This is a genomic window from Colwellia sp. SU-HH01172, from assembly GCF_057553355.1.
In genome coordinates this window covers 60,184-80,226 of record NZ_BAAJMB010000004.1, presented here as the reverse complement: position 1 = coordinate 80,226, position 20,043 = coordinate 60,184, and the positions used below count along the sequence as shown (strand labels likewise).

The 20,043-nt window shown below is 38.8% G+C and carries 16 protein-coding genes; 6 read left to right on the top strand and 10 right to left on the bottom strand.

The features are described 5' to 3' along the window. Window positions 1-114 precede the first annotated feature (114 nt). From AC27JP_RS11865 to AC27JP_RS11855, 3 genes are read left to right on the top strand one after another with little or no spacing between them, the layout of a single operon-like run. Window positions 115-2,049, top strand: coding sequence for a PrkA family serine protein kinase (locus tag AC27JP_RS11865; RefSeq protein ID WP_487115317.1), 1,935 nt, complete (start codon window positions 115-117; stop codon window positions 2,047-2,049). 38 nt (window positions 2,050-2,087) lie between these two features. Continuing rightward, a complete protein-coding gene (locus AC27JP_RS11860; protein ID WP_487115315.1) occupies window positions 2,088-3,365 on the top strand; it encodes a YeaH/YhbH family protein in 1,278 nt (425 codons plus the stop codon). Between the two features lie 19 nt (window positions 3,366-3,384). Further along, on the top strand, window positions 3,385-4,911 hold the full coding sequence (locus tag AC27JP_RS11855) for a SpoVR family protein (protein ID WP_487115313.1): 1,527 nt from the start codon (window positions 3,385-3,387) through the stop codon (window positions 4,909-4,911). Between the two features lie 90 nt (window positions 4,912-5,001). Here the strand turns inward: AC27JP_RS11855 and fadR are convergent, their stop codons facing one another. The 4 genes from fadR to AC27JP_RS11835 form a co-directional block, all read right to left on the bottom strand. After that, a complete protein-coding gene (fadR, locus tag AC27JP_RS11850) occupies window positions 5,002-5,712 on the bottom strand; it encodes a fatty acid metabolism transcriptional regulator FadR (protein WP_487115311.1) in 711 nt (236 codons plus the stop codon). A 172-nt stretch (window positions 5,713-5,884) separates the two neighbouring features. Further along, complete coding sequence (locus AC27JP_RS11845) at window positions 5,885-6,460, bottom strand: YdeI/OmpD-associated family protein (RefSeq protein WP_487115309.1); 576 nt, start codon at window positions 6,458-6,460, stop codon at window positions 5,885-5,887. A 118-nt stretch (window positions 6,461-6,578) separates the two neighbouring features. Beyond that, entirely contained in the window at window positions 6,579-6,932 is a 354-nt protein-coding gene (locus AC27JP_RS11840; RefSeq protein ID WP_487115307.1) for a DUF1428 domain-containing protein, read from the bottom strand. 109 nt (window positions 6,933-7,041) lie between these two features. Beyond that, window positions 7,042-7,455 (bottom strand): hypothetical protein, encoded by a 414-nt coding sequence (locus AC27JP_RS11835; RefSeq protein ID WP_487115305.1) that lies wholly within the window; start codon window positions 7,453-7,455, stop codon window positions 7,042-7,044. A 532-nt stretch (window positions 7,456-7,987) separates the two neighbouring features. Between AC27JP_RS11835 and nhaB the strand changes: the two genes are divergently transcribed. Together nhaB and dsbB are read left to right on the top strand one after the other, a co-directional pair. Next, entirely contained in the window at window positions 7,988-9,577 is a 1,590-nt protein-coding gene (gene nhaB, locus AC27JP_RS11830) for a sodium/proton antiporter NhaB (RefSeq protein WP_487115303.1), read from the top strand. A 119-nt stretch (window positions 9,578-9,696) separates the two neighbouring features. After that, complete coding sequence (gene dsbB / locus AC27JP_RS11825; RefSeq protein ID WP_487115301.1) at window positions 9,697-10,215, top strand: disulfide bond formation protein DsbB; 519 nt, start codon at window positions 9,697-9,699, stop codon at window positions 10,213-10,215. A gap of 138 nt (window positions 10,216-10,353) precedes the next feature. Here dsbB and AC27JP_RS11820 read toward each other — a convergent pair whose 3' ends face one another. From AC27JP_RS11820 to psrA, 3 genes are all read right to left on the bottom strand, one after another. After that, a complete protein-coding gene (locus AC27JP_RS11820) occupies window positions 10,354-11,730 on the bottom strand; it encodes an SLC13 family permease (protein WP_487115299.1) in 1,377 nt (458 codons plus the stop codon). 65 nt (window positions 11,731-11,795) lie between these two features. Beyond that, complete coding sequence (nagZ, locus tag AC27JP_RS11815; RefSeq protein ID WP_487115297.1) at window positions 11,796-12,815, bottom strand: beta-N-acetylhexosaminidase; 1,020 nt, start codon at window positions 12,813-12,815, stop codon at window positions 11,796-11,798. Between the two features lie 87 nt (window positions 12,816-12,902). Further along, the gene (psrA, locus tag AC27JP_RS11810; protein ID WP_487115295.1) at window positions 12,903-13,538 is read right to left on the bottom strand and encodes a TetR family transcriptional repressor PsrA; all 636 of its coding nucleotides are present in this window, start codon (window positions 13,536-13,538) and stop codon (window positions 12,903-12,905) included. 769 nt (window positions 13,539-14,307) lie between these two features. On the opposite strand from psrA, the gene AC27JP_RS11805 reads away from it, so the two are divergent. Beyond that, window positions 14,308-16,155, top strand: coding sequence for a M2 family metallopeptidase (locus AC27JP_RS11805; RefSeq protein WP_487115293.1), 1,848 nt, complete (start codon window positions 14,308-14,310; stop codon window positions 16,153-16,155). Window positions 16,156-16,236: 81 nt separating this feature from the next. Here the strand turns inward: AC27JP_RS11805 and AC27JP_RS11800 are convergent, their stop codons facing one another. The 3 genes from AC27JP_RS11800 to AC27JP_RS11790 all read right to left on the bottom strand — a co-directional run bounded on the left by AC27JP_RS11800 (window position 16,237) and on the right by AC27JP_RS11790 (window position 20,035). After that, window positions 16,237-17,706 (bottom strand): hypothetical protein, encoded by a 1,470-nt coding sequence (locus AC27JP_RS11800; protein WP_487115291.1) that lies wholly within the window; start codon window positions 17,704-17,706, stop codon window positions 16,237-16,239. A gap of 219 nt (window positions 17,707-17,925) precedes the next feature. Then, the gene (locus AC27JP_RS11795) at window positions 17,926-19,005 is read right to left on the bottom strand and encodes a GGDEF domain-containing protein (protein WP_487115289.1); all 1,080 of its coding nucleotides are present in this window, start codon (window positions 19,003-19,005) and stop codon (window positions 17,926-17,928) included. Window positions 19,006-19,018: 13 nt separating this feature from the next. Continuing rightward, window positions 19,019-20,035: an HD-GYP domain-containing protein gene (locus tag AC27JP_RS11790; RefSeq protein WP_487115287.1), complete on the bottom strand. Its 1,017-nt coding sequence runs from the start codon at window positions 20,033-20,035 to the stop codon at window positions 19,019-19,021. Between the last annotated feature and the right edge of the window lie 8 nt (window positions 20,036-20,043).

Sequence of the window (20,043 nt, the reverse complement as noted above, 5' to 3'; positions counted from 1 at the left end):
TTATAGATAGAAATTGTAAAAAATGCGGTCTAATTAATTATGTAGAGTTTGATAAGCAACGCATACGGTCGAATTATCAGCTCGGTCTGAACGATTTATCTTCTGGAGGCGGTTATGAGTATATTTCAACATTACCAATCACGTTACGATGAAGCACAAGAAGAGTGCTATTCCATTCAAGACTTTCTGAGTTTATGCCAAAGCGACCAAATGGCTTATGCAAGTGCAGCACAACGTCTGCTCAATGCTATTGGCGAACCAGAAATGATAGATACCTCTACCGTTCCTGAGTTAAGCCGTATTTTTTCTAATCGCGTTATTGCTCGCTACCCAGCTTTTAAAGAATTCTATGGTATGGAAGAAGCCATAGAGCAAATTGTCGCTTACCTAACCCATGCCTCACAAGGCTTAGAAGAACAAAAACAAATACTCTACCTGCTTGGTCCTGTCGGTGGTGGTAAATCATCATTAGCAGAAAAGCTTAAAGCGCTAATGCAGCAAGAACCTATATATGTATTAAGTGCTAACGGCGAGCGCAGCCCAGTAAATGACCACCCTTTCTGTTTATTTGATGCTAAATCTGACGGTAAAATTTTACAACAAGAATACAATATTCCTGAACGCTATCTCAGCACTATCATGTCACCTTGGGCCGCTAAACGACTACATGAATTTAAAGGTGATATTGCTAAATTTAAAGTGATTAAGATTTATCCCTCAATTCTTGATCAAATTGCCATTGCGAAAACAGAACCTGGCGATGACAACAATCAAGACATTTCTGCCTTAGTGGGTAAAGTTGATATTCGTCAATTAGAACATTTTGCCCAAAACGATCCTGATGCCTACAGCTATTCTGGCGCTTTATGTCGAGCCAACCAAGGTGTCATGGAATTTGTCGAAATGTTTAAGGCGCCTATAAAAGTTTTACACCCACTGCTAACGGCAACACAAGAAGGCAATTATAATCCAACCGAAGGCCTTTCTGCCTTGCCATTTAATGGTATTTTACTAGCCCATTCAAATGAGTCTGAATGGCAAACCTTTAGAAACAATAAAAATAACGAAGCATTTTTAGACCGTGTTTATATTGTCAAAGTGCCCTACTGTATGCGGATTTCTGAAGAAGTAAAAATTTATCAAAAATTATTAGAAAATAGCGAATTAAATAACGCGCAATGTGCACCAGACACGCTAGAAACCTTAGCGCAATTTTCAGTACTTTCGCGCTTAAAAGATCCGGAAAACTCCAGCATTTATTCAAAAATGCGCGTGTACGATGGTGAAAGTTTAAAAGACACAGATCCAAAAGCAAAGTCATACCAAGAGTACCGAGACTATGCTGGCATGGACGAAGGCATGTCAGGTCTTTCAACCCGCTTTGCTTTTAAAATACTTTCTCGGGTATTTAACTTTGACCATATGGAAGTTGCGGCAAATCCGGTGCATTTATTCTACGTACTTGAACAGCAAATAGAGCGAGAACAATTGCCACAAGAAACCGCCGAGCGTTATTTAGAGTTTATTAAAGGTTACTTATCGCCCCAGTATATTGAGTTTATCGGTAAGGAAATTCAAACCGCGTACTTAGAGTCTTATTCCGAATACGGGCAGAATATTTTTGACCGTTATGTTACTTATGCTGACTTTTGGATCCAAGACCAAGAATACCGTGACGCAGAAACTGGGCAGTTATTTGACCGCGAAGCCTTAAACAATGAATTAGAAAAAATCGAAAAACCTGCGGGTATCAGCAATCCAAAGGATTTTAGAAATGAAATCGTTAACTTCGTACTGCGTGCTAAGGCCAACAATAATGGTAAAAACCCGTTATGGACCAGTTACGAAAAATTACGCACCGTTATCGAGAAAAAAATGTTCTCAAATACTGAAGACTTGCTACCGGTAATTTCGTTCAATACCAAAACATCTAATGATGACCAACAAAAGCATGATGACTTTGTCGAAAGAATGATGACTAAAGGTTACACCAAGAAGCAAGTCAGATTACTTTCTGAGTGGTATTTACGTGTTAGAAAGTCCTCTTAGGTTGTACTTAGTTTTTATAAACTAAGTTAGGAGCATTTATGGCAAACTTCATAGATAGACGGTTAAACAGCAAAAATAAAAGCACTGTCAATCGACAGCGCTTTATTAGGCGCTACAAAAGCCAAATTAAGAAATCGGTTGCTGACGCGGTTAATAAACGTGGCGTAACCGACATCACCAGTGGCGAAAATATTACCATTACCAAAAAAGATCTCAGCGAACCGGTTTTTCATCAAGGTAAAGGTGGTATTAAAGATCGCGTGCACCCAGGCAATGATCAATTTAGTACTGGTGACAGAATTTCTCGGCCACCTCAGCAACAAGGGCAAGGCTCAGGTCAGGGTGATGCTAGTGATTCAGGTGAAGGTAATGACGACTTTGTTTTTTCAATATCTAAAGATGAATACCTAAACTTATTATTTGAAAATTTAGAGCTGCCTAACTTGGAAAAAAATCAATTAGATAAACTGATTGATTATAAAACCGTACGGGCAGGTTATTGCGCAGAAGGTGTACCTTCAAATATAGATATTGTTAAATCGTTGCAGGGCTCAATTGCTCGTAGAATTGCAATGACGGCGGATAAACGTCGACAACTAAAAGAGCTTAAGGCAGAGCTGGCCGAGCTTGCTCATGATCCTCATGATAATGTTCAGGCGAAGAAAAAGCTCAATAAAAAAATTAAAGACCTGCAAAGCAAAATTGATAAAGTACCCTTTATTGACTCATTTGATCTACGCTATCGCAACTACGCTAAACAGCCGGTGCCAACATCAAAAGCCGTGATGTTTTGTTTAATGGATGTTTCTGGCTCAATGGACCAAGCAACAAAAGATATCGCCAAACGCTTTTATATATTGTTGTACCTGTTTTTAACCCGAACTTATAAAACCATTGATGTGGTTTATATTCGCCACCACACCCAAGCAAAAGAAGTGGACGAACACGAATTTTTTTACTCGCAAGAAACCGGCGGCACCATAGCGTCAAGCGCACTAGAGCTAATGATAAAAATTATTGCTGACCGCTATAACGAGAACGAATGGAACATCTACGGCGCACAAGCATCAGATGGCGATAATTGGGCCGACGACTCCCCCCATTGCCAAGCGCTTATGCGCAATAAAATATTGCCAAAAACACGATATTTCAGCTATATCGAAATCACTCAACGTGCCCATCAAAGTTTATGGCAACAGTACGCCCAGCTCGCTGATACTGACTCATCCTTTTCAATTGAGCATATTAAAACGGTAGCAGATATCTACCCAGTATTTCGTTCCTTATTTAAGAAAAAAAACCAGCAAGCAGCTTAATATAGCTTAAGGGGGTTTTATGACTAAACGTAAACCACTTGACGATAATAGTGATTGGACATTTACTAAACTTGAGCAATATCAAAGCGAAATTGCGCGAGTAGCAGAGCATTACCGCCTAGACACTTATACCAACCAAATAGAAGTGATAACGGCTGAGCAAATGATGGATGCTTATGCCAGCGTTGGCATGCCTATCGGTTACAATCACTGGACATTCGGCAAGAAGTTTATTCAAACCGAGCAAACCTATAAGCGCGGACAAATGGGCTTAGCCTATGAAATTGTCATTAATTCTGAGCCTTGTATTTCCTACCTGATGGAAGAAAACTCCATGACCATGCAAGCGCTAGTGATGGCGCATGCATGCTACGGACATAACTCGTTTTTCAAAGGTAATTATTTATTTAAATCTTGGACTGATGCTGGCTCAATTATTGACTATTTATTATTTGCTAAAAATTATATTGCCGACTGTGAACATAAATATGGCATTGACGAGGTTGAGGCCTGTCTTGATGCCTGCCACGCTCTAATGAACCATGGTGTCGATCGCTATAAACGCCCACAAAAAATATCTATGGAAGAAGAAATAAAGCGTCAAAAAGAGCGGGAGTCTTACCTACAATCGCAAGTCAACATGCTTTGGCGCACAGTGCCCGACAACGACAAAGAACAAGATAAAACAAAAGTACGCTTCCCAGCAGAGCCACAAGAAAATATTCTCTATTTTATCGAAAAAAATGCCCCATTGCTTAAACCTTGGCAACGGGAACTCGTGCGTATCGTTCGTAAAGTATCGCAATATTTTTATCCACAAAAACAAACTCAGGTTATGAATGAGGGTTGGGCCTGTTTCTGGCATTACACAATTTTAAATCATCTTTACGATGAAGGCTTAGTCACCGACAAATTCATGCTTGAATTTCTGCACAACCATACCAATGTTGTTGCCCAACCTGAATACAATAGCCCTTACTATTCTGGCATAAACCCTTACGCGCTAGGGTTTAATATGTTTATTGATATTCGAAGGATCTGCGAACAGCCAACAGATGAGGATAAAGAATGGTTTCCTGAAATTGCCGGCAGTAATTGGCTTGATACCGTGCACTTTGCTATGGAAAACTTTAAAGACGAAAGCTTTATTAGCCAGTTCTTATCACCTAAATTAATGCGTGATTTCAAATTATTTCATTTGCATGATGACAGTGATAAAAATTACATTGAAGTTGGCGCAATACATAACAAAAGTGGTTATCAAAAAATTCGCACTATGCTTTCGGACCAATATAATTTGAGTAATCTAGAGGCAAATATTCAAATCATAAATGCCGACGTTAGTGGCGATCGTTCATTAACCTTACGTTATATTCCTCATCAGGGTGTTAATTTAGCGGATTCGAAAGATGAAGTGCTAAAGCACCTATATTACTTATGGCAATTTGACGTGAAACTTTTACAGGAAAATAACCAAGGTAGCGATGAAATCATCGCTCAATGCCCGAAGGCAAAAACCGAGTCAGAAAAAAAGGCAACCGCGTGATCATAAATTAATGATAACTCTGTTGCCTTAGTGTTTTAACTTAACTATTCGTCGCTTGTTAACAATAAATAGAAACTGCTGAATGATAAATTATTCAGCAAGTTCTTTTAATACTTCATCTTTTAGCTCAAGCCACAGTTTACCTGATTCAACGCCGTATTTTCTTACCGCAAAAACTGACTCATCAAATAGCCCCGCTTTTGCCAGCTCAATTAATTTTTTATAGTAAGCGCGTGAAATTTCACGGCCACTAGGATGAGAAAAATATAGGCTACCTAAGCGTGAATATAAGCCTCTAAAACCATTCAAAATAAGCAAGTAAATGGAATTACCAGACGCTACCACTAACTCTTTATTTAATTTGTAATCAAACTCGGCAAAAGCTTCACCATTATCTTCGACACTTTCAAACGCAGACAATAGTTCAATGGCTTTTTCTGGATTATTCTTTATCGCACCACGAACATATATCGCACTGATATTGGTACGTGCAGACATCAAGTTATCAACTAAATCAGGAATACCTTCTTGATCAAGCTGTGCTAAGGTTTCAAGAATATTTAAGCTCGATGTTTCCCAAAAATTATTAACTTTCGTCGGTTTGCCGTGTTTTATCGTCAACCAGCCATCACGAGCTAAACGCTGTAATACTTCTCGTAAGGTTGTACGAGTAACGCCAATAAGCTCTGACAATTCACGCTCAGCGGGTAATATCGTGCCGGGAGGAAAACCTCCATTCCAAATTGACTCAACAATATATTGCTCGGCAAATCCTGCTGGACTATGCGCTTTTATAACCATGGGGCTCCACATCATTTAGAGTTGACTGTAATTGAAACTGATTGTACCAGAACAAACGTTTCACACAAGCGCTATAAATAGCAATCATTTATGTCGCGACTGGCAGTTAAGTTGAGAAGTGAGGCAAACATTTTTTCGGCCTGCTTAGTTGGCCTATTATTCCGAACGCGACTTATTTAGGTTTTTCTCCAACAACAAGCATATTCATGAATTTTGCAAATCGTCTTTCTCTGGTTTCGGGCTTCTTTGCGCTAGCCAACCCGTAAGCGATACTGTAACGACTCGATTTACTGAGTGTTTCAAAGAAGGTTTTCACGCTTGGTTGGCTTTCCACTGCCGCCAAAAAATCTGCGGGGACTTCCATTTCACTGACCACATAAGCCCTTTGCCAGCGACCATCCTCTTTCTCCGCACGAACATGCGCCAGCCCTGGTTCCATCATTCGACTCTCATTTATCAAACGTTCTACGTGCTCAGTATTCCTTTTAGACCATACGCTTCGCGCTTTTCTGGGGGTAATGCGTTGAAGGTAGGCCTGATCATCAATTGACTTTTTAATACCATCGATCCAACCCCAGCACAGAGCCTCAATCACAATATCATTCCATGTTACGCTCTGAATCCAGGTATGCTTCTTATATACCTTCACCCACAGCTCATTTTCAGTATCATGATTTCCCTCAAGCCAAAGGCCAAGTTCTTTCGCTGTTGCAAATGTTTTGATTCTGGAGCTATTAGGTTCAGGCATAAATCTACGTTGTCTTCAGCTTAATGCCGCCCTAAGCAGCGGAAAATTATTGGCTAAAATTTACCAGGAACGAAAACTCCCTCGATTTCACCACATTTTAATTACTGGTTATGGAATCTTATTCATTGACTATGACATTAAAACCACCAAAGATCATACGTTTTCCGTCAAACGGCATGGGATTAATTTCAGGCGATAGTCTTGGATCTTCCATTGCTTTTTCAATGCCTTCATTTCGTACTTCTTTTGAAGGCCAAGTCACCCACGAAAAACATACAACTTCATTTTCTTGACGTTTTACCGCTAAAGGAAAAGATGTAAGCTCTCCTTCTGGAACATCGTCTTCCCAACACTCCACTAGACTAAGTGCACCGTATTCCTTAAAAACGACTGCCGCATCAACAGCGTGTTTAATATAGCGTTCTTTATTATCTTTCGGTACAGCCAAAACAAATCCATCGACATAATTCATTACTTTACTCCTTCATTGTTGACGAGCGAACCACATAATGCCCATTCAAAGGGCTGATATTAATATACTATACTGATGAGCAAATGGTGTGCGGTCTCACTTTGAATGCTTATTGTGCCTTACTCACCGCAATGTACCTTCCTTTAGAATGATACTTGGCTTTACCCAATAGCTCAAAAATACCACCTACAGTTGTAAAGTTACAACCTCCTTCACCAGCACATTTTGCCATATTTTCATTAAACCACTTTCTTGTCAGCTCATCCGTTTTCAATAACCTTTGATAAGCAAATTCAAATTCCGACAACGTAACACCTTTACAATAATGGTTTTGTTTAGGTGAGTGTGAGGGAATCTTATATATAAGTGCACGTTCTCCACGCCTTACGCCCATTGACTTTATAGTGAATGGCGCTTTTGCTTCTGGCTTTGGTATCTCTATACCTTGATTACCTATAGCCAACTTCTCAATTTCATTCTCTAGCATAAAGCCACCAAAGCCCTTCGGATAAGGTATTAACATGACAGCTCAGTATCTAGACGTCTCATTAATAGCGACCACTTCGATTCCCAATAAGCTAACAGAAATCATATGGAATTCAATCCTTTAAACATTACTATTATAAATTTTAGCATTCAATAACTGTAATTGCTTAGAAAGCTTACTGAACACATTAAACTCAATAACTACTTTTTATAATATTTTCAAAACGTTAGCATGCAATGCATCATTCTTTTATCAGTATAAAATGACAAAACAAGCTATGCCCAAAAGCCACTTAAACTCATCTCGCACTATAACCTTCAACACCCGCTATTACTGACCTAAATAAAGGGGGATTATTTTTCAAATTTATTGGGAAAATTGATCTAGGTTATTGAAATTACCTTTATCAGCATTACAGCAAAAAACAATGGCCATGAGCTTAATCTGACATATTTACAATATAGCAAATAGCGCTTAAAATGCGCGCTGTCATAAAGTTATATAAAAAGTAATTAAACACATTAAAGCAAACACTACTTCCAGCTCTTAATTTTTTAAAAGGTTCATTATGCAGCAATCATTTATGAGTGCGTTTTATAAAAACTTTCTTGGCAACTCGCCAGAATGGTACAAACTCGCAATAATTTCATTTTTAGTCATTAACCCTATTCTATTTTTTGCGGTAGATCCCTATATTGCTGGTTGGGCACTGGTTGTTGAATTTATCTTTACCTTAGCAATGGCATTGAAATGTTATCCATTGCAACCTGGTGGTTTATTGGCCATTGAAGCCGTCGCCATGGGTATGACGAGCCCAGGGCAAGTAATGCACGAAATGGTTATCAACTTTGAAGTTATATTGTTATTAATATTCATGGTTGCCGGCATTTATTTTATGAAAGATTTATTACTATTTTTATTTACAAAAATAGTGACTAAAATTCGTTCCAAAGTGTTGGTTTCTATCCTATTTTGTTTTTCCGGTGCTTTTTTATCAGCATTCCTAGATGCATTAACCGTTATCGCTGTAATCATCAGTGTTGCTATTGGTTTTTACTCTGTCTATCACAAAGTCGCCTCAGGAAAAGATTCTAACCATAATCACGATCACACCAGTGACCATGAATTACCTGAATATTCACGTGATGATTTAGACCAGTTTCGTGGCTACTTACGTAACTTATTAATGCATGCTGGTGTAGGTACTGCATTAGGTGGCGTTTGTACCATTGTTGGTGAACCGCAAAACTTAGTTATCGGTCAACAAGCTGGCTGGGACTTCCTAGAGTTTGCTATTCGCATGTCACCCGTAACAGTCCCAGTGTTCTTTGCTGGCATGTTAACCTGTTTCCTTTTAGAAAAAGTTAAGTGGTTTGGTTACGGCGTTGCACTACCTGAGAATGTTTACAAAGTTCTCAATGACTTTGATATCGAAGAAAGCAAAAAACGTAATAAACGTGATAATGTAAAACTAGTTATGCAAGGTTTTATCGCTATTTGGTTGATTATAGGCTTAGCAATGCATTTAGCGCCGGTTGGTATGATAGGTTTATCTGTCATCATTCTAGCCACTGCTTTTACCGGTATTACTGAAGAGCACCAAATTGGCCATGCGTTTGAAGAAGCATTGCCGTTCACTGCCCTACTTGCAGTATTTTTTGCCGTTGTTGCCGTAATTGTTGACCAACAGCTATTCACGCCTGTGATTACTTGGGTATTAACTTACGAAGGCAACATGCAATTAGTTATGTTCTACCTAGCAAATGGTTTGTTATCTATGGTGAGTGATAACGTATTCGTTGGTACGGTTTACATTACAGAAATTCAAAAAGCGTTAACAGCAGGACAAATTACTCGTGATCAATTTGACTTACTAGCCGTAGCCATTAATACCGGTACTAACCTACCAAGTGTGGCAACGCCAAATGGTCAAGCAGCATTCTTGTTCTTATTGACGTCAGCTTTAGCACCGTTAATTCGTTTATCATACGGCCGCATGGTTATTATGGCATTCCCATATACTCTTGTATTAACCATTGTCGGTTTATTAGCAATATCAACGGGGCATTTAGCAGACTCGACTCAGTCTTATTACGACTCCAAATTAATTAAGCACCACAGCACTAAACCAGCCACTCAAGCACCTGGCGGTCATTAACTAGTCGATTTTCGCAAGTTGATATAAAATCTAACAAAAGCGCCCTTGTGGCGCTTTTTGATTATTGCTAGCATGCTTTGCAATATGAATAATAAAAATCTTGTTAAAGGTGATATTTCGTGAACTTCTTAAGTCAATTATCTCTTAACCAGCGAGCCTGGCAACTTCTCGCTGTTAGTGCGCTGGGCTTTGAACTCTGCGCGCTTTACTTTCAATATGTTATGGGACTTGAGCCCTGCATTATGTGTATTTATCAACGTACCGCTATTTGGGGCATTTTCTTGGCCGGTGTTATTGGTGCTTTAGGGTGTCAATTTGTATTAGCACGCATTGCAGCATACGGGTTATGGGCAACAGGCGCCATTTGGGGACTGCTGATCGCTTTAGAGCATGTTGAAATGCAGTCTACAACTATGTCGTTTTTATTTAGCTGTGAATTTATTCCAAACTTTCCTTCTTGGGCACCATTACATGAATGGTTACCTGCTTTATTTGAAGCAACTGGTGACTGTGGTGATATAAAATGGCAGTTTATGGGCTTTACTATGCCGCAAGTTATGGTCGCCATTTTTGCAGGTTACAGTTTAGCTTTCACCATTGTATTATTAGCACGCTTGTTAAAAGAAAAGATGTTCTAGTGTCTAGGGGCTGTTGAACTTTCAGTTTATAACTCTGTTGCACTTGAAAAAGTTTGGCTATCAAACAATAAAGTAGACGACAAAAAAGCAGCACAATGTGCTGCTTTTTTATTGTTTAATAGTACAGGGTAATATAAGCTAAATCAGCAGCAAGTAGCACATTATTCCCACTAAACAAGCAACGATAAAGCTCAGTATCGCCCCTTCTTTCACCATATCTTTAATTTCAATTTCACCTGTACCATAAGCGATAGCGTTTGGCGCGGTTGCTACTGGTAGCATAAATGCACAACTCGCACATATTGCTGCCGGTACCATTAGCACTTTTGGATCATAGCCAGATGCGATTGCTGCTGCGGCAAGTATCGGCATTAACAAGGTTGCCGTTGCCGTATTACTGGTGATTTCAGTTAAGTATGTCACCACCAAACAAATTGTCACTATCATCAAAATAACCGGTAAATTCGAAAATGACGCTAACCAATCGCCTAATAGCCCGCTTAAACCTGAGGCAACAAAACCTTTCGCTAAGGCAATACCACCAGCGAATAGTAATAACATGCCCCACGGAATGGTTTTCGCACTTTCCCAGTCTAATAAGCGAGAGCCTTTACCATTAGGCACTAGAAACATCAAAACAACAGCAAACAAAGCCACAGTGCTATCACCCGCGATATTTACATCTAATACGCCACTCCAACCACCAAACGGTTCTTTGCGGGTGATCCAAGCTAAAGCCGTTAAGCCAAATACCCATAATGTTCGTTTCTCTTCTTTACGCCAAGGACCTAATGTTGGTAAATGTATTTCATGCTCTAGCTTTACGTTTCTGGTTAACCAAAACGCAATCAATGGGATGGCTAATAATACAATCGGCACACCGATTTTCATCCATTGTAGAAAACCAAATTCTACCCCCGTTTGCTCTTCATAAATGCCCATAAAAATGACATTCGGCGGTGTACCAATGGGAGTACCCACTCCTCCAACACTTGCGGCATAGGCAATACCTAAGATAAGCGCTACTTTTAAGTTTTGATTATCAATATGCTTTAAAATCGCTAATGCAATAGGTAGCATGATCAACGTCGTGGCGGTATTGGAGATCCACATACTCAAAAAGGCACTAGCTAACATAAAGCCAAATACCATACGCCGGCCACTACTAACTCCAACCAGTTTTACCATATAAACCGCTAAGCGTTCATGCGCCCCACTTTTTTCAATGGCTTTAGAGAGCATGAAAGCACCCATCAACAATAAAATAACGTGACTTCCTAGTGCCGAGGCAACCGATTTATGGTCGACAATGCCGAACAAGGGTAATAATGCAAACGGCACGAGTGAAGTCGCCGGAATAGGAATTGCCTCCGTCACCCACCAAATAACCGTAAGTAAGGTAATAGATGCGGCAATAGCCGGCTTACCTTCTAAACCTATTGCTTGCAAAAAAAAGTAAAATACTACGGCTAAAATGGGGGCTAACGGGATAAACAACTGTTTAGATAATTTCATAAATTCGACCAGGTAATTTCTTATAGTTTTTATTTTTAATTTGAACGGTATGTGCTGGCAATAAGTTACCGATAGCCGTTGAGTAGCTGACTCGCTTCTTGCCATGCAGGAAGTGCGGTCAGGGTTGACCATGGATTAATATGGCGAGGATCTTTTAATAGCTTTGTAAGTCGCATATTACTTTTTTCATCACTGACAATGTTCGCGCCATCCAAAACCTCTATACAACCCCGACGATTATTACAAAGGAGCAACATGTCACAACCAGCACTTTGTGCCGCTTCGGCGCGTTCAATATAGCCACCTGCGCTAGCAGCTCCTGCCATAGACAGATCATCACTAAAAATGACACCAGTAAAACCTAACTGTTCACGCAATATGGTTTGTAACCAATAGCGAGAAAAGCCAACAGCTTGGTTATCAACTTCTGGGAAAATAACATGAGCAGGCATTAATGCGTCCACTTTTCCCTTAGCGATAAGCTGTTTAAATGGTAGTAAATCTTGCTGGAAAATATCAGCTTGTGAGCGTATATCAATCGGTAAATCAATATGAGAGTCGGCTTTTACGCTACCATGGCCAGGAAAGTGTTTCCCTGTGGCCTTCATGCCAACCAAGTGCAAACCACTAATAAAGGCTTCGGCTAATTCAGTCACATAATCAACTTCATGATGAAAACTTCGATCACCAATAACGTCGCTAATATTATTAATATCGAGTACTGGGGCAAAACTAATATCGATGCCAACGGCTTGCACTTCCAAGGCCATTAAAATACCGCTTTGTTTCGCTAATAATTTTGCTCGAGCTAAATTTTGCTCGGCCATTTGCCAAAGGCTGCCCATAGCTGGGATCAGCGAGAAACCGTCGCGAAACCTTTGCACGCGTCCACCTTCATGATCAACAGCTAGCAATATTGGCTTTTGCGCCGCAGTGCGAATTTGTGCACTTAATTCGCTAATTTGATCTGGTGATTGGTAATTTCGAGTAAAAAAGATGAGTCCGCCAACCAGCGGGTGTTGGAGAATTTCTTTATCTTCTTGTGAAAGTGATGTGCCTTGCACATCCATCATGACAGGGCCCATAACAGCACTTCAATAGTTTGAGATGCTGCTACTCTACCGAATTAAAGCCAACAAACAAAGTAGCTTATAACGTTTTACTATGAAATTTTATCCGTGCATAGCTGTTGGCATAGGAGCACCAACTCCCGCAGCAACATATGGGATGACATTTCGTATCACGTCAGATATTTGCAGGTTACGCTCAAAATCACTTTGGGCTATATCAATCAACGCATCGCTTGATGACATAGTAAAAACTACCGTGCCCATAGTAAAATGTAAGCGCCAGAACATTTCTTCTGCAGTTAATTCTGGGTAAGCTTTTTGCACCGCTAACACAAAGTTATCAATAACACCCGGATATTGCGTGGTTAAAAACCAACGTAAAAAACCTTGGCTATCGGTATAGCCTCGCCCTAACAACTGTAAAAAATTACTGGTACCGTTATCTTTAAACTCATTAAGCGATAACAAAGGCTCAATAAAAGCAGAAAAAACCTCAACTAAGGTCGGCTTTTCACCATGACAAACATCAACAAGTGCACTTTCTAAACGAGGCGATAATTCATTCATATAGCGAGACATAACGGCTTTGATCAATTCTTTTTTTGAACCAAAATGATAATTTACCGCCGCTAAGTTAACTTCCGCCTGGCTAGTAATTTCACGTAAAGACGTACCATTAAAACCTTTATCTGCAAATAAGTTCTCTGCTGCGTCTAATATTTTATTCTTTGTGCTCATAGATGTATAACGCCGTATAGATAGTTTTTGTGAAATTAATACGCTCAGTTTAAACAAGCGTTTTAAATAACGCAACCATCCTTTATTAGATTTGTTTATTACAAACTTTTACCTAATTAGCACAGTAAAAAACACACCGACTCGCTATTATTATCGCAACTTTTAAACACCCAATGTTTAAATAGTGATTTTGTTATACTCTCCCTAGTATATTTTTAGCTCAACTTCTTGGTTGAGCTTTTTTTTGCCTGAAATTCATCACAGCAACAGCAAACAATAAACAGACGTTTACATTACAAACTATTACTTAATTAACACAGTAAAAAACACATCGACTCGCTATTATTATCGCAACTTTTAAACAGCCGATGTTTAAATAGTGATTTTGTTATACTCTCCCTAGTATATTTTTTAGCTCAACTTCTTGGTTGAGCTTTTTTTTTGCCTGAAATAAATTTTTATTTTTCGATTACAAAATGTAACAGAATCATCACAGTTAAAAACAGCTATTAGCGATATTATTATTGTGCTTTTTATTTGGAGACTTTGAAAAGCAAATTTCATACTTTCCCTAGTATATTTATATAATGGCTCAGCACCCCTTTCGCTGAGCTTTTTTTTGCCTAAAATTTAGTTTCATCCGTTATTCTTTGTCATATAGCGCAATATTGTTGCGAAGTGCACAATCTCAATTTACTATAGCTAAGAGCTTATTTTTACGTTTATTAAAGCGCGTGCTTAGCGCCAACTAAAACAAGAACGGATAATTATGAAACCTACATTTAAATTAACCACAGCAGCTATTTTCGTTGCTGCAAGCTTGACTGCTTGTAATGGTGATAATCAAGTAAAAAATGAACCGGCAGCAACAACTAAAAATGTCAGTCAAACACTGACGCAAAAAGATGCTGAGACGTTTTTAAAAGATACTGCAAAAGAAATTGTACAACTAAATATTGAAGGCAGTCGAGCCGCGTGGATCAATGCCAACTTTATTACTGAAGACACTTCGGCATTAGCTGCAGAAGCAGATCAAAGATCAACAGAAGCTGGTGTACGTTTTGCCATGGCAGCGGCAAAATTTGATGACGTTAAAGTAAGTGAAGATCAACGTCGTAAGCTTAACATCTTAAAGCAAAGTTTAGTGATGCCGGCTCCGCAAGATTCAGCAAAGTCAGCAGAATTAGCAAAAATTGGTGCTGAACTTGGTAGCATGTACGGTAAAGGTAAATACACGACTAAAGCCGGTGAAACCTTAAGTTTAGGGCAAATGACCGCTAAAATGGCAAGCTCTCGCGACTACAACGAATTATTAGAAATGTGGCAAGGTTGGCGAACTATCAGTCCTGACATGAAACCTTTATACATTCGTCAAGCTGAGCTTGGAAATGAAGGTGCACAAGGTTTAGGTTATTCTGACTTAGGGGCAATGTGGCGTTCAAACTACGATATGCCTGCGGACGAATTTGCTAAAGAGCTTGACCGTTTATGGGGACAAGTGAAGCCACTTTACGATGACCTACATTGTTATGTGCGCTCTGAATTAGGTGAAACTTATGGTGAAGATAAAGTACCACAAGATAAACCAATTCCTGCTCACTTGCTTGGTAATATGTGGGCACAATCTTGGGGTAATATTTATGATTTAGTTGCTCCTGAAAATGCCGATCCAGGTTATGACGTTACTGAACAGCTTGCCGCTAATAACTATGATGAAATCAAAATGGTTAAAGGCGCAGAGACTTTCTTTACTTCTTTAGGTTTTGAAGCACTGCCAGAAACATTTTGGCAACGTTCATTATTTACAAAACCTGCTGACCGCGACGTGGTATGTCATGCTTCAGCATGGGATTTAGACGCTAAAGACGATATCCGCATTAAAATGTGTATTCAAAAAACTGGCGAAGAATTTTCTGTTATTCACCACGAGCTAGGACATAACTTCTATCAACGTGCTTACCAAAACCAACCAGTTTACTATCAAAACAGTGCGAACGATGGTTTCCATGAAGCGATTGGTGACACCATTGCCCTTTCAGTAACACCAAAATATTTAAAAGAAATTGGTTTAATTGACACTATCCCTGATGAGTCAAAAGATATTGGTTTACTGATGAAGATGGCATTAGAGAAAGTGGCCTTTATTCCATTTGGTTTAATGGTTGATCAATGGCGTTGGAAAGTTTATTCAGGTGAAGTTACTCCTGAAAACTACAACAGTGCATGGTGGGAATTACGTGAAAAATATCAAGGTGTAACCGCACCTATCGATCGTGATGCTAATGCCTTTGACCCAGGCGCTAAATACCATGTACCAGGCGGCGTGCCATATTCTCGTTATTTCTTAGCACATATTCAGCAATTTGAATTCCATCGTGCGCTTTGTGAGATTTCAGGTAATACCGATCCTATTCACCGTTGTTCAATTTATAACAACAAAGATGCTGGCACAGCATTAAATACCGTACTTGAAATGGGCTCAAGCAAGCCATGGCAAGAAGCTTACAAAGTTTTAACCGGTAGCGAGCAAATGGATGCAACCGCAATTCTTGATTACTTTGCACCACTGCATACTTGGTTAAAAGAGAAAAACCAAGGTAAACAGTGTGGTTTTTAAATATTAACCAATTAAATTAATAACATAAAAAAGCCCTTAAACCTACTTGTTTAAGGGCTTTTAATTTTTCACTTTAAATCTCTAATGTTCAGACTCTATTTCTTGTTGCATTAGCCTTGTCGGCAAATTACTTTTATCATCATTTTTTGCTCTAGTAAGTACATTAGGGGCTGCATTTGTAGTTTGGCTTTTAGCTGACAAAACATTAGCTAAATTAGACAACTGAACCCCACTCATGAATATTCTAAAATTAACTCTATCACTTTTTGCCCATTTATCTTGAATGAAATCTTCTTGCTTTCTGTTTACTTTACTTTGTAAAAAATCACTATAGCTGGTAATTCCTTGATATCCTCTTGCCCCTACACTCATATTTAAACTCTCTGCACGCGCTTCAAACTCTGAGTCACTCATAAACTGGCTTAGATCAATATTCTCAATTTTGGGCACCATACCTGATGTTGGCGCATACATATACCAATCTAGAATATCGCCTGCATAACCTGAAGCTGTAACGCTAACCGTCATGTAATCAAAAGCGTTGCTACTGCTAAAGTCATACTCTCCTGAGTCACTCACTAGAATTGCCAATAGTTCAGCATAATCTACACTAACCATTGGCAAATCAAACGTCTGATTAATATTGCGGGTATTCTCACTCTTTAATGAAAATAAATAGGCAGAATCTACATCAGGGATACCATATAGATCTTCAAAGCTATAAGCATCGACAGAATAAAACTCAATACCTTCAAAAGGGTATGAATAAATATTTGTTATATCATCATAAGCATAACTTCTAAAATGGTACTCTCCATCGATAAAGGCAGAGATTTGGCGATTAGCATTTGGTGACAGAACACTAGCTGGCGTACCTAAAACAACGGTATCTATCTCAGAAGGTAAGGGAGTTTCGGTAATATAGTTTGCAAATGATTCTTCTGGCCCGAAATAATCTACATGAACACTTAATGGTGATTTATTCGTTCCAGGGCTAGAACATCTTTCTATCCCTGTATATTGTGCATAACCTTGCGCACCATAAACTTCTTGAAATTGCTCTTCGCCATCAATGTATGGACTGCCTAAGTCATTTGGACGTGCGGGAACATTCACTCTTAAATCTACCACTTCACAACTACATTGGCTTTTATCATTTGTATTAATATAAATAACACCCATATCAATAACAGGATGATCTACATAGGTTGTAAGCTCAATAGGTTTTACGCCATCGACTAACTCACTGCCACGCATAACTATTGAAATTGTTTCTGTAGCATTATCAGACAAGTAACTCATTTCACCACTAACATTAGCATTGACAATTTGTTTGTTAGAATAATCACTGTTATGGATTAATAATGCAGCATCTGTAGCATTGGTTTCGTTGCCGCAAGCATCAATATAAACTGCTTGAATGGTTATTGCTGATTGTTGTGGTGGAGTGGTATTGTTAGAAGATTGGTTGTCTGAACTAGACGAACCTCCTGAACCACCACACGCAGAGAGTGTTAAAAGAAGTGCCGTCGTGATGATATTACGATTCATATTTAGTCCTTTAATTTATTATTATTACACCTTTTCAGATGTATTTATCAAAGACGCATAATAACAAAAAAATCAATTGACTAAAAACCATACTCAGACAATATTAACAATATTTCACCGAATAGCATCTGATTTTTATCGATTTTCCCCTAGCTTATTCAAACAAACATATTTGTTATGCTATCAATGTATATGTATTCCTAATAGTAATATAAAGCACTAACTCTCTGCTCTATTTCGCCCCAGCTCTTTCGCTCGATATAAAGCTTCATCTGCACCCTTATACAAGTTAAATGAGCTGCATTCGCTTAGTTGCTCTGAACATGCGGCACCAATGCTGACCGTCACAGTTTTCGCGATACTAGAGTCTGGATGTGGAATGGCTCCTTGCTGAACAGTTAAAATAAGCGACTGCGCTAAGGTAAGGCATTGCTCAAGGTTAGTGCCCGGTAAAACAACAGCAAATTCTTCGCCACCAATTCTAGCTAAAACATCGGACCGACGTTGCAAACGCTCTTTCAGTAATTTTGAAATGTTAATTAAGCATTCATCGCCGGCAGGATGCCCAAGTGTGTCATTATAATTTTTAAAAAAATCAATATCTAAAATCATTAGTGACACAGGTTGGCCCAAACGTTTATGAACATTAATCGCATAAGCCAATTTGTCTTCAAAAACACGACGATTATTTAATCCAGTTAATGGATCAGTGTTTTTTAACTTAACCAACTCTGTATTTAATAAAATGTTTTGATCATTGCTTTGGCGTAACTCACGATTAAAATGTAACGTCGTAAAAATCGTTGCTAAAATAAATAATGGGAATTTGGCAATCGAAACATATAAGTTAATGCCATCTAACTCTCGCACATAAGCTTTAAAAACTATATCCGCAATAATGATTGGCAAGGTACTGATCACTAATAATAAGGCATTAGCGCTAAAACAAATCAGTGTCGAAAAAAAACCAATTAATAATATTTTCTCCGACGCCATATTGGCCGACCAAATTTGATTGGTGGCAACGGCCATCAATACCCAATTAACTCCTGACAAGGTAATAGCACCATGTAAATAATTGCTGCTAATTGTGGTTTTTCTATAGCCCAAACGTACCGCAAAATAGACTGAACTCAAGATGTATACTGATAAGTTAATTTGGTAAATCGGCATATCAAATTGATCATAAATAAAAACATAGTAACCAATACTAAACTGAACTAATGATATTGACGCCCACAACCAACGGTAAGAATGACTCTCGTTCTGGTAATCTATTTTAAGTAGATTATTCAACATAATGTTTTTGCACCTAATCTACTATCGCCTCGTAAATCTCACGAAACTTACCTTGCACTTTGCTAAAGGCTTCGCATATATCAGGATCAAAATGACTGCCTGCATTAGAGAGAATATATTCACTGGCTTCTTCAAATGTCCATGCTTTCTTATATGCGCGTTTACACGTTAAGGCATCAAACACATCTGCGACGGCAACAATTCGTCCTGACAAGGGAATATCTTCACCCTGTAGGCCATCGGGGTAACCACTACCATCCCATTTTTCATGGTGTGAAAGTGCCACTTCGCGCGCCATAGATAGCACTTCAGATTTGTCTGCGCCTAAAATTTGTGCGCCAATTAATGGGTGTTGTTTCATTAACTCCCACTCGTCTGGCTCAAATTTCCCTGGCTTAAGCAGTACTTCATCCGGTATACCAATTTTTCCAACGTCATGCATGGGAGCCGCTAAATAAATCAGTTTCACCCAATGCTTATTTTCAGAGATATGATCAGCAATAATGCGAGAGTACTCGCTCATTCTCATCACGTGCTTACCCGTTTCATTATCTTTATATTCAGCAGCACGCCCTAAACACTGAAGAATTTCTAACTGAGTTTCTTGCAATTTTTTCGTGCGCTCTTCAACCAAATGCTCTAAATGTTTCTGTTGATTTAGTAACAACATCTGCGTTTTTACCCGCGCTTTAACAATATCAGGCTGTATCGGCTTACTAATATAATCTACCGCGCCTAACGCTAAACCTTGTTTTTCATCGGATGCTGACGACTTTGCAGTGATAAAAATAATAGGAATATTATGCGTCAATGCATCCGACTTCAGTATTTTGCATACTTGATAGCCATCCATATCTGGCATCATCACATCAAGCAAAATCATAGATATATCACTATTTTTTCTTGCTATATCAATAGCTTTAGGACCATTTAATGCCACTTTAATTCGATATTTATCCTGCAACACACCTTTTAATACATCAATATTAGTTGGGGTATCATCGACGACTAATATAGTAAGTTTATCCATAACAGTTA

Bases quoted from the DNA above. Each gene is read 5' to 3' on its own strand.
- AC27JP_RS11865 (WP_487115317.1), top strand. From the start codon at position 115: ATGAGTATATTTCAACATTACCAATCACGTTACGATGAAGCACAAGAA.
- AC27JP_RS11860 (WP_487115315.1), top strand. From the start codon at position 2,088: ATGGCAAACTTCATAGATAGACGGTTAAACAGCAAAAATAAAAGCACT.
- AC27JP_RS11855 (WP_487115313.1), top strand. From the start codon at position 3,385: ATGACTAAACGTAAACCACTTGACGATAATAGTGATTGGACATTTACT.
- fadR (WP_487115311.1), bottom strand. From the start codon at position 5,712: ATGGTTATAAAAGCGCATAGTCCAGCAGGATTTGCCGAGCAATATATT.
- AC27JP_RS11845 (WP_487115309.1), bottom strand. From the start codon at position 6,460: ATGCCTGAACCTAATAGCTCCAGAATCAAAACATTTGCAACAGCGAAA.
- AC27JP_RS11840 (WP_487115307.1), bottom strand. From the start codon at position 6,932: ATGAATTATGTCGATGGATTTGTTTTGGCTGTACCGAAAGATAATAAA.
- AC27JP_RS11835 (WP_487115305.1), bottom strand. From the start codon at position 7,455: ATGTTAATACCTTATCCGAAGGGCTTTGGTGGCTTTATGCTAGAGAAT.
- nhaB (WP_487115303.1), top strand. From the start codon at position 7,988: ATGCAGCAATCATTTATGAGTGCGTTTTATAAAAACTTTCTTGGCAAC.
- AC27JP_RS11820 (WP_487115299.1), bottom strand. From the start codon at position 11,730: ATGAAATTATCTAAACAGTTGTTTATCCCGTTAGCCCCCATTTTAGCC.
- nagZ (WP_487115297.1), bottom strand. From the start codon at position 12,815: ATGGGCCCTGTCATGATGGATGTGCAAGGCACATCACTTTCACAAGAA.
- psrA (WP_487115295.1), bottom strand. From the start codon at position 13,538: ATGAGCACAAAGAATAAAATATTAGACGCAGCAGAGAACTTATTTGCA.
- AC27JP_RS11805 (WP_487115293.1), top strand. From the start codon at position 14,308: ATGAAACCTACATTTAAATTAACCACAGCAGCTATTTTCGTTGCTGCA.
- AC27JP_RS11800 (WP_487115291.1), bottom strand. From the start codon at position 17,706: ATGAATCGTAATATCATCACGACGGCACTTCTTTTAACACTCTCTGCG.
- AC27JP_RS11795 (WP_487115289.1), bottom strand. From the start codon at position 19,005: ATGTTGAATAATCTACTTAAAATAGATTACCAGAACGAGAGTCATTCT.
- AC27JP_RS11790 (WP_487115287.1), bottom strand. From the start codon at position 20,035: ATGGATAAACTTACTATATTAGTCGTCGATGATACCCCAACTAATATT.